Genomic DNA, 15,369 nt, shown 5'->3' with positions numbered 1-15,369 from the left:
AATAACCATGGGATTTCTGACTTGGCATATCACTCGACCCCTCGGTCAAAGGCTGATCGCGGCGGGTATCGGCCTGACCATCATGGCGTTCAATGCCCAGGCACAAACCTCACCTCAGGCCACTCAGGAAATAAACAGCTTGCTGGACTTTATCGAGCACAGCGAATGCCGGTTTGTGCGCAACGGCAGCGAATACCACGGCCCTCAGGCCCGGGCGCATCTGCAGAAGAAGCTGGAGTACCTTGAGGAGGAGGACAAGGTAAACAGCGCAGAAGACTTCATTGAGCAGGCGGCCACCCAGAGCAGCAAGAGTGGCCTCGCCTATGAAGTGCGCTGTCCGGCAGGTATACAACCGGCCAACCTCTGGTTGAAGACCGAGCTACAGCGGCAGCGGCAACTTCATTGATTTTGTCGGGCGCTAGCGCAGCAGATGCACCGCCAATCCAATCAACCCGCAACCCAGCAGCACCTCGATCACCCCCCGCTTGAAGCGGAACAAGGCAATGGCCGCTGCAATGGCGATCAGCGCCGAAGGCCAGTCGAGTTGGCCGCTGAAGCCGTTGGGCCACAGCACGTGGTAGCCGAAGAAACACGCCAGATTAAGAATCACGCCGACCACCGCCGCGGTAATCGCGGTCAGCGGCGCGGTGAGCCTGAGTTCGTTGTGCGTCGACTCCACCAGCGGACCGCCAGCGAAGATGAACAGGAATGAAGGCAGGAAGGTAAACCAGGTCACCAGCGTGGCGGCGAGGGCGCCGGCCAGGAACATTTGATCAGGGCCGAACACCTGATGCACATAGGCGCCGACAAAACCGACGAAGGCCACCACCATGATCAGCGGCCCGGGGGTGGTTTCGCCGAGCGCCAGCCCATCGATCATCTGCGTGGGTGTCAGCCAGCCATAGTGACCAACAGCGCCCTGATACACATAAGGCAGCACGGCATACGCGCCGCCGAACGTCAGCAATGCTGCTTTGGTAAAGAACCAGGCCATCTGGGTCAGGGTGCCTTCCCAGCCGAACAGGGCGGTGAGAATCCCCATCGGCAGCACCCACAAGACCGCACCCACCAGCAGCAGTCGCAGCAATTTAAAACTGCTGAAACGGGCATGTTCGGGAGTCGGGGTGTCGTCGTCGATCAAGGCCGGGCCGAAGGATTTTTTCGCAGCGCTGTGGCCCCCGGTCCTGAACCTTTCAGGCGCCAGACGTCCGCCGAAATAACCGATAATCGCAGCGCCCAGCACAATCAGCGGGAACGGCACATTGAACACGAAGATGGCCGTGAATGAGGCCGCGGCGATTCCCCATAGCCAGTTGTTCTTTAATGCCCGCGAGCCGATTCGGTGGGCCGCCTGCACCACAATGGCGGTCACGGCAGGCTTGATCCCATAAAAAAGCCCGGCCACCACCGGCACTTCGCCAAAGGCGATGTACACCCACGACAGCCCGATCAGGATGAACAGCGAAGGCAGCACAAACAGCGCGCCGGCAATCAGGCCGCCCCATGTGCGGTGCATCAGCCAACCGATGTAGGTCGCCAGCTGCTGAGCCTCCGGCCCGGGCAGCAACATGCAGTAGTTGAGGGCATGCAGAAAGCGCCGTTCCGAGATCCAGCGTCGGCGCTCCACCAACTCCTGGTGCATGATCGAGATCTGTCCGGCTGGCCCGCCGAAACTGATGAATCCGAGCTTCAGCCAGAACAGAAACGCTTCCCGCAGGCTGATGGCCTCAGGCTTCGACAGGTCCTGTTCGACGGTCGAGGAGGGGGCTTTATTCAAATGACGATTCCTTTTTCAACTGTCGATTCAAGCCTTCACGGCGTCCCAAACATCGCCGTCCAATAGATGCCCGCGTCACTCTTCGGGTCCACCGCGTAAGCCGCGCCCAGCTCGCGAAATTGAGGGTTCATCAGGTTGGCGCAATGGCCGGGGCTGGCCAGCCAGCCATCGACCACCTTGCGAACCGTGTCTTGCCCGGCGGCGATGTTCTCACCGACCTGCTGACCGGCGTAACCCGCCAGTTCAGCCCGATCACCCGGTGTGCGGCCGTCGCGGTCCTTGTGATCGAAATAGTTATTGTTGGCCATGGCCCGGCTGTGGGTCTCGGCCGCGGAGCCCAGTGTGGCGTTCCAGGCCAGCGGCGTCGTGGCGGTAAAGGCTTGAGTGCCGCACTGGCGCGTCTGAGCGCGGGCGCTGTTCATCGCTTCAAGCAGTTTCTGTCCCTCCGCCTGCCAATCACCCAAACGCCCGGTCAATAGCGGACGCGCCAGCACAATGCGCCATTCACGGCCATCGCGGCTGACGCCGATGTCGACGAATTGCGGGTCCAGCACCACTTGGCAGAAGCTCTCCTGAATAGCCTTCATGGCGGACGGCGCATCACGCGGGCCGGACAAGCTGATCGCCTGCACATTGACCATCGGATAAGCCGCGCGGGCCAGTGCCTGCTGCAAGTCGCCGATGCTGTTGGCGGACAGGACCAGGCGCGGATCGCTCGCCAGTGGCGGTAACTCCGAAGACGCCTGGCCGCCGCAGCGTTGCGCCTGGCTGCGGTAAACGTTGATCGACTCGACCAGCTGCGTTTCATCGGCCGCCGACGCGGCGACGCTGAACACCAGCCCGAATGACAACACGGCAAGATGCAAAACGGATGACAAGCTGCGCATGAAATTCTCCCTTGGACGGACTGCGTCCATGATGCGCGATTTCACCCCTCTGGACGCAATGCCTTTTTGCGCCGTAATGCGTTTATTGTCAGGCGGCTGGAATGACTGGCGACGACTACAATCACAGCAGGTCAGCGCCACAACATCACCGCTTCATTGCTCAAGCCAGTGTCATCGGAAGTATCGATCATGCGATTAAAATGGGTAGTCACCTGCTTCGCAATCATCCTTCTAGGCGGCGAGGTATTGGCGACCGATCAGGAGCAAAAACAGGAAGTGGCTGAAGACAAGGCGCAGGTCCTGGAAGAGAAAGCCGCCGAGAAGGACAGCGACCTTGCAGTGCCCAAGTCCGCGGTCATCACCCCTTCCGAAGTGCAGGCGGTCGATCCGGCGGGCGCAGCTCCTCTGGACGATGCAATCACCTGCCTTGCACGCAGCATCTATTGGGAAGCCAAAGGTGTGGCCGGTGCGGACATGGAAGCCGTCGCCAGCGTGGTCATGAACCGGCTCGGCCAGAAGGGTTTTTCCCGAAACGGTGTGCGCCGTGGTCAAGCAGGGTTCTGAAACGGGCTCCTGCCAGTTTTCGTGGTGGTGCGACGGACGTGCGGATCAGGTAAAGGAAGACGACGAGTATGTCCTCGCCAAGGAAATCGCGCGCAAGGCGCTCAACAAGCAACTCAAGGACCGAACCCATGGTGCTTTGTATTTCCACGACAGAACGGTGGAAACCCGACTGGGCGAAGAAATACACCAGGACGGCCGAGACCCGGAAGTTCCTGTTCTATAAACCTCGTGGCGGGGCGGCGAAGTAGGTGCGAGTCGCTGGATGGTCGTTGGCGGAGCGTGCTGTCGGTAGAATTTTACGGTTTTTTTACGGTGGATACTCTTCCCCGCAATGATACTGGCCGCGTTTTTTGATCATCGCCAGGCCTGCAATCTCTCCTTCTTATCAAGCTGTTGGGGTTCATGTCGGTCGAGTCGAAATGTCTACGCAGTGACCCCGCAAACCCTCTTGCTCGAGGGTGGCATGTAATTTCTTTACCTCAATTTCCGAGAAACGACCCGTGAGCGAAACAGCAATCCCTGCCCATGAAGAATCCCATTCCAGAACCTCGGGAGTAGGTTTGCTCATCGCGGCAGTGGGCGTGGTTTATGGGGATATCGGCACCAGCCCGCTTTACACCCTCAAAGAAGTGTTTGCCGGTCACTACGGAGTCCAGGCCAATCACGACGGTGTACTGGGCATTCTGTCGTTGATCTTCTGGTCACTGATCTGGGTCGTCTCGATCAAGTACGTGCTGTTTATCCTGCGCGCCGACAACCAGGGCGAGGGGGGCATCATGGCCTTGACGGCACTGGCACGTCGGGCTGCGGCGCCGTATCCCAAAATGAGCAGGGTCCTGGTATTGCTTGGCCTGTTTGGCGCGGCACTTTTTTACGGGGACAGCATGATCACCCCGGCCATCTCGGTGCTCTCTGCGGTTGAAGGGTTACAGCTTGCGTTCGATGGCATTGAGCATTGGGTGGTTCCGCTGTCCGTGGTCGTCCTGGTAGCCCTGTTCCTGATACAGAAACACGGCACGGCGCGTATCGGCATCCTGTTCGGCCCGGTCATGGTGCTGTGGTTTGTGGTGTTGGGCGCACTCGGCATTTACGGCATCTTGCAACGGCCGGAAGTGCTGCAAGCGCTGAATCCTGCGTGGGCAGTGCAATTTTTCGTGGTTCATCCGGGCATTGGCGTTGCCATTCTGGGCGCCGTCGTGTTGGCATTGACCGGTGCTGAAGCACTGTATGCCGACATGGGCCATTTTGGTCGCAAACCCATTGCTCGTGCCTGGTTCATCCTGGTGCTCCCCGGCTTGGTACTCAACTACTTTGGCCAGGGCGCGCTGATCCTCGGGAACCCTGAAGCGGTACGTAATCCATTCTATCTATTGGCACCTGACTGGGCGCTGCTGCCGATGGTCGCGCTCTCGACACTGGCCACCATCATCGCCTCCCAGGCGGTGATTTCCGGGGCATTCTCACTGACTCGCCAGGCCATTCAGTTGGGTTACGTGCCGCGTATGTTTATCCAGCACACCTCCAGTCAGGAGCAGGGGCAGATTTACATCGGCATGGTGAACTGGGCGCTGATGGTCGGCGTCGTGTTGCTGGTCATCGGCTTTGAATCGTCCAGTGCGCTGGCGGCGGCTTATGGTGTGGCGGTGACGGGGACCATGCTGATTACCACCATTCTGTCCTCGGCCGTTGTATTGCTGCTTTGGAAAACACCTCGTTGGTTGGCTATTCCGATGCTCTTGGGTTTTCTCCTGGTGGACAGCCTGTACTTTGCCGCCAACGCACCGAAGATCTTCCAGGGGGGGGCGTTCCCGGTGATTGCCGGTATTGCCCTGTTCATTTTGATGACCACCTGGAAACGGGGCCGAAAGATCATTGTCGAGCGACTGGACGAAACCTCGCTGCCGCTGCCGTTGTTCATCAGCAGCATCGGCTCGCAACCCCCCCATCGTGTGCAAGGTACCGCGGTATTTCTGACGGCCAGGGCTGATGCGGTCCCTCATGCCCTCTTGCATAACCTGTTGCATAACCAGGTACTGCACGAGCAGGTGGTGTTGCTCACCGTAGTGTCTGAAGACAGCCCGCGTGTGGCGGCGGATCGGCGATTCGAGGTCGAGGCTTATGGTGAAGGGTTCTTTCGAGTCAGTCTGCACTTTGGTTTTATAGAGGAGCCTGACGTACCTCTGGCGTTGAGCCTATGCCATGTGAAAGAGCTGGATTTCAGCCCGATGCGCACCACTTACTTCCTCAGCCGGGAGACTGTCATTCCGACCAAGCGTATCGGCATGGCCCGCTGGCGCGAAAGCCTGTTCGCGTTTTTGCTGAAAAACGCCAACAGCAACCTCAAATACTTCAAGTTGCCGCTCAATCGTGTGATCGAGTTGGGCACGCAGGTCGAGATGTAGACGGCAACAGTCCGTCAAACACAATCCCTGTGGGAGCGGGCTTGCCCGCGATAGCGGTGTATCAGGCAACATTAATGTCGACTGACACTCCCTCATCGCGAGCAAGCCCGCTCCCACAGGTTTTGCATCCATTCTTTAGCCTTGAAGTACTTCCATCAGCACTTGCACCAACTGTCCGCCTTGCGGCGTAGCCCAGCTTCCGGCGAGTTCTGCAATCAGCTGGTTGGTGGTAGTCAGCGTCACGCCGCCTTTATCCAATCCGCCGCAGGGCAATGTCAGGGCATGCATGGGAATGGCAGTTTTCTCAGGCGCTTTGAGCCGGGCTCATGGCTGGGTAATCGATATACCCCTGAGCGCCCGGTGCGTAGAACGTGTCTTTGTCCGGCACATTAAGCTCGGCGCCTGTGCGAAAACGCTCGGGCAGGTCTGGGTTGGCGAGGAATGCGTTGCCAAACACCACCGCGTCGGCCTGGCCCTTAGTGAGCAGGGATTGGGCGGCGTTTTGGTCGAGCCCGCCACCGATCAGGTAGCTGCCATCGAACAGCGGGCGCAACAAGGCGTGGTAGTCGACGCTGGCGCCGAACAGGGCAACGTGCAGATAGGCGAGATTCAACCCGCGCAATTGCTCGACCAGCCAGGTGTAGGTTTCTTGCGGGTTGGCATCGACGATGTCGTTGAAGTTCATTTCAGGGGAGAGCTTGATGCCGACGCGATCGCTGCCAATTTCCGTCGCTATGGCATTCAACACTTCCAGTACAAAGCGAGCACGGTTTTCAACCGATCCACCGTACTCATCCGTGCGCTGATTGCTGCTCGTCGAGAGGAACTGTTCAGGCAAATACCCCGAAGCGGCATGCAGCTCGACACCGTCGAAGCCGGCCTCAATGGCCAAGCGTGCGGCCTGACGGTAGCCCTCGATGACCGCGGCAATCTCGACCACGCTCAGCGCATGTGGGGTGACGAAGTCCTGAAGGCCTGAAGCTGTCCAGGTCTGGCCGGCGGGTTTGATCGCGGAGGGGGCCTGTGGCAGGGCGTCATTCGGCAGCAGCGAAGGGTGCGAGATGCGACCGCAGTGCATCAGCTGCATGAAGATCCGACTGCCGCGAGCATGTACGGCTTCGGACACCTGCTTCCAGGCGGCCACTTGCTCAGCGGTTTCGATACCGGGAGTACGCACATAACCCTTGCCCAAGGCCACAGGAAACACCCCCTTCAGAGATGATCAACCCAGCACCGGCGCGCTGCGCGTAGTAGGTCGGCACCAGCTCGGTAGGCACCCCGGAATCATCAGAACGCGAGCGAGTCATCGGGGCCATGACCATGCGGTTGGACAGTGTAAGGCGACCGATCTGGACTTGAGAAAAAAAGCGAATGCATTGCGGTACTCCTCGATAAACGATGTGGCTATCATTGATCAATCCGAATCCGGGATAAACCAGGTAAAACTGAATTGACTGATCCACTGATGGAGCAATGAGATTGGAGTTTCTCAACGACATGGCGTTGTTCGTCGAAGTCGTGAAGGCGCGCAGTTTTCGCCGGGCGGCGGAGGCGATGGGGATGCCGAACTCGACACTGTCGCGCCGGATAAGTGGTCTTGAGAAGGAAATCGGGCTAAGGCTTTTGCATCGCACCACGCGCAAAATCGAGCTGACCGAGGCGGGGCAGTTGTACTTCGATCGCTGCAAACGCATCGTCGACGAAGCCCGGCTTGCGCACGAGCAGCTCGGCGAAATGCTTGCCCGACCCAGCGGTGTGCTGCGGGCCTCGCTTCCGGTGGATTTCGCCAATATCTACCTGGCGCCGCTGATTGCTGAGTTTGCCCGGTTGTATCCCGGTATCAGCTTCGAGCTTGATCTGACTCCGCGTCAGGTCGATCTGGTGAGTGAGCCGGTTGATGTGGTCATTCGCATGGGCGAGCCCGCGAGTTCGAACCTGATCGCCCGTAAGCTCGCCAGTTTGCGCCGCGGCCTGTATGCCTCACCCCGTTATCTCGAACTGCACGGTGATCCGATTCATCCCACGGACCTGACCAGCCACGAATGCCTGCGTATGCGCGGCACGCGCGCCGACCGCTGGATACTCTCCGGCAGTGAAGGGGAGGTGGAGGTTGAGGTGGGCGGTCGATTCGAACTCAACAGCGTGGGAATGATTCGACGTCTGGCGACGCTGGATCTGGGTATCGCGTTATTGGGGGAAGGTATCGTTGCGCAAGACCTCGCCGATGGCACACTGCGCAGAGTCTTGCCGCAGTGGCAGGCTTCACCCGTCTCGGTTTACGCCCTTACCGAGACGCGGCTGTTGCCAGCTAAAACCCAGCGGTTTATCGAGTTTCTGCGTGAGCGGCTTCAGGATGCGTAGCGTTCCGGGCTGTTCATGGAGTGGGTTCTTTCTCTAATCTTATGCACAATCACGGGTACGACGTACTCATCGCGTATTGATCGCATGTTAAGCACGTATTGTGAGTAATCGACCGCGCTAATGCAGTGCAACGAGAATCGATACGAAAACCCATTTTGAGATAAGTGATGTCCTTGAGCCCAAAATCCAGTCACCCATCAGCAGCCGGCGGTAACAGCATGATTGAGGTCACCGAGGTTTCCATTGCCCAATTGCGTGCTGCGCTCGAATCGGGCCAGACGACGGCGGTTGAGCTGGTCCAGGCCTATCTCGCCAGGATCGATGCCTACGACGGAGCCGACACGCCCACCGCCCTCAACGCAGTGGTGGTTCGCAACCCCGATGCGCTCAAGGAAGCGCAGGCCTCCGATGCCCGTCGGGCCAAGGGCGAGACGCTGGGGCCGCTCGACGGCATTCCTTATACGGCCAAAGACAGTTATCTGGTGAAGGGGCTCACCGCGGCCTCTGGAAGTCCCGCCTTCGCGAACCTGATTGCTTATCGCGATGCGTTCACCATCGAACGGCTTCGTGCCGCCGGCGCGATTTGCCTGGGCAAGACCAATATGCCGCCCATGGCCAACGGCGGCATGCAGCGCGGGGTCTACGGCCGTGCGCAGAGCCCGTACAACGCTGACTATCTCACCGCTCCCTTTGCATCGGGCTCATCGAACGGCGCCGGCACTGCAACCGCCGCCAGTTTCGCGGCATTCGGCCTCGCCGAAGAAACCTGGTCGAGCGGCCGTGGCCCGGCGTCGAACAATGGTTTGTGTGCCTATACGCCTTCGCGCGGAGTGATCTCGGTACGCGGGAACTGGCCGTTGACGCCGACCATGGACGTTGTCGTGCCGTTTGCCAGAACCATGGCAGACCTGCTCGAAGTGCTCGACGTGGTGGTGGCGGATGATCCCGACACACGGGGCGATCTGTGGCGGATGCAACCCTGGGTGCCTATCCCGAGTGTCGCCTCGGTGCGTCCCGCCTCCTATGGGTCGCTTGCCGCGAATACCGATGCCCTCGCCGGAAGGCGCTTGGGCGTTCCTCGTATGTACATCAACGCGGATCCCGAAGCAGGCACCAGCGAAGCGCCTGGGATCGGCGGTCCGACGGGGCAGCGAATCAACACTCGTCCCTCCGTGATCGGGCTCTGGGAAGAGGCTCGCAAGGCACTCGAAGCCTTTGGTGCCGAAGTGATCGAGGTCGACTTTCCGCTGGTCTCCAATTGCGAGGGCGATCGTCCGGGTGCGCCAACGGTGTTTAACCGCGGCCTGGTTTCCAAAGAGTTCCTTCACCATGAATTGTGGGATCTGACGGCCTGGGCGTTCGACGATTTTCTGCGGGCCAACGGCGATCCAAAACTCAATCGCTTGGTCGATGTGAACGGACCGCTGATTTTTCCGCACGACCCAGGGACGCTGCCCAACCGTGAGGGCGACCTTGCCGCTGGCATGGACGAGTATGTGCGGATGGCCGAGCGCGGCATCACCCCTTGGGACCAGATCACCACGGTGCCTGACGGACTCCGCGGCCTTGAACAGACGCGCCGAATCGATCTTGAGGACTGGATGGATCGGCTGGGGCTCGACGCGGTGATTTTCCCGACGGTGGCCGACGTTGGGCCGGCGAATGCCGATGTCGATCCGAAGTCTGCGGATATCGCATGGAGTAACGGTGTCTGGGTCGCCAACGGCAACCTCGCCATCCGTCACCTGGGTGTTCCCACGGTCACGGTGCCGATGGGAATCATGCCGGACATCGGCATGCCCGTCGGGCTGACCTTCGCCGGTCGTGCCTATGACGATTCGACGTTGCTTCGCTTGGCTTCGGCGTTTGAGTCGACGGGGACGAAGCGATTGATCCCGCCTCGAACCCCACCATTGTCGGGTGGCCAGAAATAGGAAAGGGCGGGATTGGGGCAGGATACGCTCCAATCCCGCTTGGTAACGGTAAACATAGACCTCAAGGACGCGCGATGATATTGCGACACAGGCCAGTGAAGGCTGATGACATCAAAACTATTTGTAGCTTTCCCCTTGACGCTCAGGAACTGTTTTATATGTTTCCGAAAGCCCAATACCCTCTGACGGAAGCTCAGCTATCTAACGCTATTACTCAACGATTCGACTCGACGGTTGTCGAGACCGGAAATAGCGTCGTCGGCTTTGCTAACTTTTATCGTGCTGAAACGGGTGGGGTTTGCTGTATCGGCAATGTCATCGTTGCCCAAGAGGCACGAGGTAAAGGTGTGGCGACCTTCATCGTGGAGACGATGACCGCTCTGGCGTTCAATCGCTATGACGCCACAGAGGTCCAGATCTCATGTTTCAATGAAAACACAGCAGGCTTGCTGCTTTATCCAAAACTGGGCTTCCTGCCCTTTGCTGTCGAAGAGCGATCTTCTCTGGATAGTCGTAGATCAGCACTCATTCATATGACCCGCAAGGTACCCTGAGTTCCCATACTTGAGCCCGGTCTGGAGCTTTGCATGAAAGTTGGCGTGATCTCCGATACCCATGGCTTACTGCGCGCCGAAGCCCTTGCTGCCCTGGAGGGTTGTGAACGGATCATTCACGCCGGCGACATCGGCAAGCTCGAAATCCTTGATCAACTGGCGTCCATTGCCCCGCTGTACGTAGTGCGCGGGAACAATGATCTGGACGCCCCTTGGGCAGAAAATCTCGCCGACCGCCTATGTTTCGACCTGAATGGATGGCAGACCTTGCTGGTACATGACATTGCCGATGTCCCAACGGTGCTCGATGCAGACATAAGGCTGGTGATCACCGGCCATTCGCATAAACCACGCATAGAATGGCGCGGCGAACGGTTATACCTCAACCCCGGTAGCGCTGGCCGACGGCGCTTCAAACTACCGGTGACGCTGGCTCTACTCGAGGTGTATACGTGTTCAATTGAACCGCGCCTGGTCTCGCTACTGGAATGACATTCCTTGGATGGTCTTGGCAAGGCACGACGAGCGTAGAGACATCAGCCAAGACTATGAATCCGATTTTCCGATCCGCGCTATTTGGGGTGGCTGCGGAGTTTGTTTATTGCCCTTTCGTCCATTCATCCATTGTCTTTTCTTGCTCCGCCGATACTTTGTTTTGAGGTTGATAGAGTCCCGGCGCGGCTGTATATCCGGTACGTGAAGCGGCATTGCCAGTCGCTCCCTGTAATTTGCCTTTTCCTCCTTCAATCATTCATCCATTGCTCTTTCTTGCTCTGCCGATACCTTGTTTAGAGGTTGATAGAGTCCGGGGGCGGCTGTATACCCGGTAGGTGAAGCGGCATTGCCAGTCGCTCCCTGTAACCTTGCTTTTTCCTCTTTCAACCATTTGTCCATTGCTCTTTCTTGCTCTATCGATACCTTGTTTAGAGGTTGATAGAGTCCCGGCGCGCCTGTATATCCTGTACTTGAAGCGGCATTGCCAGACGCTCTCTGTGACTTTGCATTTTCCTCTTTAATCCATGCATCCATTGCTTTTTCTTGCTCCGCCGATACCTCGCTTTGAGGTTGATAGTGCCCCGGAGTCGCTATGTATCCACTGCCGTCATAACGGGGTTCGTCGTTTTTAACGTTGCCATCCTTCACGCGTTCCGATGAACTGGCAATGCCTGTTAAACTACTGTCGTCCTTTTTAGTTTCAGGTGCAGCCTGGCTTGAGTTCTGACTGACAGAGTTTTCACTCGATTTAACGGTGTTTGCGATGGGTGTATCACTAGTTGTGTTAGGTTTCAGGGGGAGGGCAGCGGGAGCAGAGACGGTGTCTACTCTAGCTTTTGATTTATTTTTCTTAACCAATTTATTACCTTTTTTTTGTATTTTCTTAGTCGTTGAAAAAGCAGAGTTTAGTTCTTTTTTATTTTTGTGAACAAGATTATCAATGGGGACATAGCTAATAATTTGGTTGGGTTTTCTTTTAATATTCGAATTATAAAATTTCACTTGCCTTTGTGTTAGCTGAATATCAGCAATAGGTGGCGGCCGAACGAGGCCAATAATCGCCTCGCGAGCAATGGCATATGTAAGTTGGTCAAAGTTGTAAAAAACACTATTGCTGGATTTTGGTATGATAAAGGGTGGTGTCATTACTTCAATGGCGCTCTCATGCTTGGAGAGTATTTTTCCTGCCGCTAAATCTTTATAGGTATAAATAACATTGCACTTCGATCGAACTCCACTCCAAGCGTTGCTTATAGAGACTGAAGATACTTCTGCGCTTATTTCAATGCGGCCGCTGTAAGTTCCAAATTCGATAAAGCGATCACTGTTATAGATTTCTTTCTGGGTCGCATTCTTGATAGCATTCCCCCAGTTTGAAATTTGTAATTCGCCTGAAAAATTATTGTCGATATTTACATTTTCTTTGGTTTTTATCTCTGCAGGAAGCACAATAATATCTATATTGTATGCAAGGTCATAATAGTCAATGTCAGGAACAATGCTCTTGTCTCTTTCGCTTGAGATATCTGAATAATTTCTTATGTCGGCACAACTCGTAACTCCGAAAAAGCTAAAGGCCAGCACGAGTAAGGCAGTTCTTTTTTTTATCGACATGTTACTCTCCTATCCTTATAGATTAAGGGCGTGCTTTGTCGCTGGCGTATAACAGTGATTCGACCGAACTCGGTGATAACGAAATAATAGAGGTCTCTAGATAGCTCTGCGCTACCCATTCCGACTTTTTTTAAAAATTCATATAAATCATAGGCCTATATTTCACGCCCTACACCTCAGCTGTAATCGCGCGACTTCTTTTTTTTGGCGCCAATATAACTAGCCGATAGCAGAACGCGATCATTAGGGGGGCGAGGAGACTGAATGTAACCTTTGGCTTTGGGAGGCCGATGCCTGCCAGTCATGACTGGCCGAAATCCACAACCCTGAGCGGACCACGTCAACGTCAGCTCAGGGGCGAAAGCTGCTTGCTCCGCTATTGCAGCGGAACATACACATCCGTTTGCCATTGATCCTGCGGCGTTTCGGGATAGACGCTCAGGTAATTAAAGAACAGCGGCTGATCTCGAAGTTCTTCTCCACTGGCAGGAAGCCAATCGCGGTAAATCGGATAGATCGTTTCGCCGATGTGATCCGGTGACCCCGCGTGTCGCACCACGACGCAACGACTGCCAGGAATGACGATCTCGTGCACGCCGAACCCATTCGGCGCCACGGCCTCGTGAATCTCGCCGCAGATGGCGAAGCGGAAGGCTTGTGGAGGTGTCGTATCGGGGTTGCCATAGGGAATGCCAAAGGTGCGACTCGATGCCACCGGCGACTGTCCGCTCTGCATACGCCACTCGATGAACTTGCGCACGCTCTCATCGACGAGCCCGGCTGGTCCGCAGTGCTCAAGCGCTGCTACCCGGACTTCAGGAAATTCCACGATTCGTACTTGCATGATGATAGTCCTGGAAAAGTGAGGGATTGCGAATACCGCATTCCAGACCTGCCAGTTCGGTTCCTTCCTGAATGCACTCGGCGTCATACCGAATGCCCGTCTAAATGCCCTGCAAAATGCCTCGGGACTTTCAAAGCCGGCACCGAGTGCGGCGTCCAGTACCGAGTGATCAGCGAGGGCGGCGAGGCGATGTGCCGCGCGTCGTAGCCGCATCAGTTGCACATAACGTGAGACGGGCACTCCTGCGAACGCGCTGAATTGTCGATGGAAGTGAAACACCGAAAAATTCGCCACATGGCTCAACGTCTTCACCGACAGGTCACCTTCGAGATTGGCATCAATGTAGGCGAGTACGGCGTTGAAGCGTTTTGTGTAAGCGAAGTGGGTCGGCATGTCAGACACTGGGAAAAGGCTCCTGGGAGTACGGTCGGCAATAGAGTCGACGATAACGGCGTGAATGCGCCTAGCCGCGTTTGCTCAAGGCACGTTTGGGGTTGGCCAATGCCATCTCTTCCAAGGCTACGGGGGGACTAGAGCTTGCTGGGTTCAGATGACTGTTCGACTCGCCAATGCATGACAAAACCTCCGACACTCTAGATCGAGTTCTTAGCGGCAAATGGTTTTCGGGCTTCAGCAAAACACTTCTCTGCGATGGCCGAGCGCGGTTCGGTTTTTGCGCATGACCAGGCCAAGGGGGCCTTCAGCCCCGGCCCGCATCCGACAGGTCTAAGCGCCCAGCCCCAAGCACCGCTGGTTAACGCTTCAGAGCCGCTTCGATCGCAGCGATGTCGATCTTTTTCATCCCCATCATGGCGTCGAACGCGCGCTTGGCCGCCGCGCGATCAGGATCGGTTATCGCAGCTGTCAGAACGCGTGGTGTGATCTGCCACGACAGCCCCCACTTGTCCTTGCACCAGCCGCATGCACTTTCCTGGCCGCCGTTTCCGACAATCGCGTTCCACAAGCGGTCGGTTTCGGCTTGGTCGTCGGTCGCAACCTGGAACGAGAAAGCCTCGTTGTGCTTGAACGCCGAACCTCCGTTCAGCCCGAGACACGGGATGCCCATCACCGTGAACTCGACCGTCAAGACATCGCCCTGTTTGCCCGCCGGATAGTCGCCAGGCGCGCGAAGGACAGCTCCCACAGCGCTGTCCGGAAACGTCTCGGCATAGAACTTCGCAGCGTCCAGCGCGGTGCCGTCGTACCAGAGACAAATCGTGTTTTTGCTGATCATCTTGGTTCTCCAGAATGGGGACTGATGCGTGCGTTCCAGTAGCGTAGGTAACCGGACAATTTTGGCAACTTGCGCACCTTGGGAGGGCGCGCACGCACGATCGTCTCCCATGGCACCGATAAAGTGGAATTCATAAACGTCTATTTTTTTCACGTAATGTTGGCTTAATTCATGTTCGGTGTTATCGCCTACGTCGGAGCCTGACGACAGGTTGTTGATGACAGGTGTCCAATTGTAAGAGCCATTTTCAGCGACTACACTCCAGCCCATGAAACGCTATCTGCGGTTTTGCCTCATCTTCATGATCAGCCTGGCGCTTCCCCTCAGCGGGATGGCGGGCGTTCAGGCACCGACAGAGCCTTGCCCAATGAAGACGATGGGCATGGCGATGATGGACGACATGGGCATGGACTGCTGCAACGATATGAAAAGCCCTTCCGAGCACGGCAAACCTTGTAAGCCGGGCCAGGAATGCAAGACGGGCAGCATGCTGCAAGTTTCGATCTTCAAGACTCCAGTAACCGTATTCAGCCCCGTAGTGCTTTCCTTCTCCAGCGATTCCCTACCCATACAAACCCCGTCCGGGGTATGGCGACCGCCTCGCGTTTGATTCCTGTCCCACATTGAGCCGCATTTCGCATTAGCGGGATGGACTAGCTGCGCGCATGTCTTTTGACGCGTGCAGTGGATGATCACAGGAATC

13 protein-coding genes and 4 pseudogenes are annotated in these 15,369 nt (G+C 56.8%); 8 read left to right on the top strand and 9 right to left on the bottom strand.

The genetic code is table 11. The features are described 5' to 3' along the window. The first annotated feature begins 7 nt into the window (after positions 1-7). Positions 8-406: a DUF5329 domain-containing protein gene (locus PSH65_RS18885; RefSeq protein WP_305421735.1), complete on the top strand. Its 399-nt coding sequence runs from the start codon at positions 8-10 to the stop codon at positions 404-406. 12 nt (positions 407-418) lie between these two features. Here the strand turns inward: PSH65_RS18885 and chrA are convergent, their stop codons facing one another. Together chrA and PSH65_RS18875 are read right to left on the bottom strand one after the other, a co-directional pair. Then, entirely contained in the window at positions 419-1,777 is a 1,359-nt protein-coding gene (chrA, locus tag PSH65_RS18880) for a chromate efflux transporter (RefSeq protein WP_305421734.1), read from the bottom strand. Between the two features lie 35 nt (positions 1,778-1,812). Further along, a complete protein-coding gene (locus PSH65_RS18875) occupies positions 1,813-2,664 on the bottom strand; it encodes a CAP domain-containing protein (protein ID WP_052963006.1) in 852 nt (283 codons plus the stop codon). Positions 2,665-2,853: 189 nt separating this feature from the next. Here PSH65_RS18875 and PSH65_RS18870 point away from each other — a divergent pair. After that, positions 2,854-3,476, top strand: a pseudogene (locus PSH65_RS18870) (cell wall hydrolase). 252 nt (positions 3,477-3,728) lie between these two features. Then, positions 3,729-5,630, top strand: coding sequence for a potassium transporter Kup (locus PSH65_RS18865; RefSeq protein ID WP_305421731.1), 1,902 nt, complete (start codon positions 3,729-3,731; stop codon positions 5,628-5,630). A 135-nt stretch (positions 5,631-5,765) separates the two neighbouring features. On the opposite strand, the pseudogene PSH65_RS18860 reads toward PSH65_RS18865, so the two are convergent. Beyond that, positions 5,766-5,907: pseudogene (locus PSH65_RS18860) on the bottom strand (isochorismatase); the annotation flags it as partial. Positions 5,908-5,934: 27 nt separating this feature from the next. Beyond that, positions 5,935-7,007 (bottom strand): annotated as a pseudogene (locus PSH65_RS18855) (alkene reductase). 102 nt (positions 7,008-7,109) lie between these two features. On the opposite strand from PSH65_RS18855, the gene PSH65_RS18850 reads away from it, so the two are divergent. The 4 genes from PSH65_RS18850 to PSH65_RS18835 all read left to right on the top strand — a co-directional run bounded on the left by PSH65_RS18850 (position 7,110) and on the right by PSH65_RS18835 (position 10,971). Further along, complete coding sequence (locus PSH65_RS18850) at positions 7,110-7,991, top strand: LysR family transcriptional regulator (RefSeq protein WP_305421729.1); 882 nt, start codon at positions 7,110-7,112, stop codon at positions 7,989-7,991. Between the two features lie 218 nt (positions 7,992-8,209). Further along, positions 8,210-9,925 (top strand): amidase, encoded by a 1,716-nt coding sequence (locus PSH65_RS18845; RefSeq protein ID WP_305421728.1) that lies wholly within the window; start codon positions 8,210-8,212, stop codon positions 9,923-9,925. 74 nt (positions 9,926-9,999) lie between these two features. Continuing rightward, positions 10,000-10,479 carry a GNAT family N-acetyltransferase gene (locus PSH65_RS18840; RefSeq protein ID WP_305421726.1) on the top strand — a complete coding sequence of 160 codons (480 nt, stop codon included), beginning with the start codon at positions 10,000-10,002 and terminating at the stop codon, positions 10,477-10,479. A 33-nt stretch (positions 10,480-10,512) separates the two neighbouring features. Then, positions 10,513-10,971, top strand: a complete 459-nt coding sequence (locus PSH65_RS18835) for a metallophosphoesterase family protein (protein WP_305421724.1) — start codon at positions 10,513-10,515, stop codon at positions 10,969-10,971. 106 nt (positions 10,972-11,077) lie between these two features. Here PSH65_RS18835 and PSH65_RS18830 read toward each other — a convergent pair whose 3' ends face one another. The 5 genes and pseudogenes from PSH65_RS18830 to PSH65_RS18815 form a co-directional block, all read right to left on the bottom strand. Beyond that, positions 11,078-11,230: a hypothetical protein gene (locus tag PSH65_RS18830; protein WP_305421723.1), complete on the bottom strand. Its 153-nt coding sequence runs from the start codon at positions 11,228-11,230 to the stop codon at positions 11,078-11,080. Then, entirely contained in the window at positions 11,227-12,588 is a 1,362-nt protein-coding gene (locus PSH65_RS18825; protein WP_305421722.1) for a hypothetical protein, read from the bottom strand. Before PSH65_RS18825 ends, PSH65_RS18830 begins: the two co-directional genes overlap by 4 nt. Before the next feature lie 376 nt (positions 12,589-12,964). After that, the gene (locus tag PSH65_RS18820; RefSeq protein ID WP_305421721.1) at positions 12,965-13,834 is read right to left on the bottom strand and encodes a GyrI-like domain-containing protein; all 870 of its coding nucleotides are present in this window, start codon (positions 13,832-13,834) and stop codon (positions 12,965-12,967) included. Positions 13,835-14,025: 191 nt separating this feature from the next. Beyond that, a pseudogene (locus tag PSH65_RS31890) lies at positions 14,026-14,143 on the bottom strand (LysR family transcriptional regulator); the annotation flags it as partial. 43 nt (positions 14,144-14,186) lie between these two features. Then, positions 14,187-14,666: a VOC family protein gene (locus tag PSH65_RS18815; protein ID WP_305421720.1), complete on the bottom strand. Its 480-nt coding sequence runs from the start codon at positions 14,664-14,666 to the stop codon at positions 14,187-14,189. 268 nt (positions 14,667-14,934) lie between these two features. On the opposite strand from PSH65_RS18815, the gene PSH65_RS18810 reads away from it, so the two are divergent. Continuing rightward, positions 14,935-15,276 carry a hypothetical protein gene (locus PSH65_RS18810; RefSeq protein ID WP_305421719.1) on the top strand — a complete coding sequence of 114 codons (342 nt, stop codon included), beginning with the start codon at positions 14,935-14,937 and terminating at the stop codon, positions 15,274-15,276. Positions 15,277-15,369: the final 93 nt, after the last annotated feature.

Source organism: Pseudomonas sp. FP603 (genome assembly GCF_030687415.1).
Taxonomy (GTDB): Bacteria; Pseudomonadota; Gammaproteobacteria; order Pseudomonadales; family Pseudomonadaceae; genus Aquipseudomonas; species Aquipseudomonas wuhanensis.
The sequence above is the reverse complement of the archived record's forward strand: the minus strand, read 5'-3'. Positions and strand labels throughout refer to the sequence as shown.

Coding starts and splice junctions, on each gene's coding strand:
- PSH65_RS18885 (WP_305421735.1), top strand. CDS start 8: ATGGGATTTCTGACTTGGCATATCACTCGACCCCTCGGTCAAAGGCTG.
- PSH65_RS18875 (WP_052963006.1), bottom strand. CDS start 2,664: ATGCGCAGCTTGTCATCCGTTTTGCATCTTGCCGTGTTGTCATTCGGG.
- PSH65_RS18845 (WP_305421728.1), top strand. CDS start 8,210: ATGATTGAGGTCACCGAGGTTTCCATTGCCCAATTGCGTGCTGCGCTC.
- PSH65_RS18840 (WP_305421726.1), top strand. CDS start 10,000: ATGATATTGCGACACAGGCCAGTGAAGGCTGATGACATCAAAACTATT.
- PSH65_RS18835 (WP_305421724.1), top strand. CDS start 10,513: ATGAAAGTTGGCGTGATCTCCGATACCCATGGCTTACTGCGCGCCGAA.
- PSH65_RS18830 (WP_305421723.1), bottom strand. CDS start 11,230: ATGATTGAAGGAGGAAAAGGCAAATTACAGGGAGCGACTGGCAATGCC.
- PSH65_RS18825 (WP_305421722.1), bottom strand. CDS start 12,588: ATGTCGATAAAAAAAAGAACTGCCTTACTCGTGCTGGCCTTTAGCTTT.
- PSH65_RS18815 (WP_305421720.1), bottom strand. CDS start 14,666: ATGATCAGCAAAAACACGATTTGTCTCTGGTACGACGGCACCGCGCTG.
- PSH65_RS18810 (WP_305421719.1), top strand. CDS start 14,935: ATGAAACGCTATCTGCGGTTTTGCCTCATCTTCATGATCAGCCTGGCG.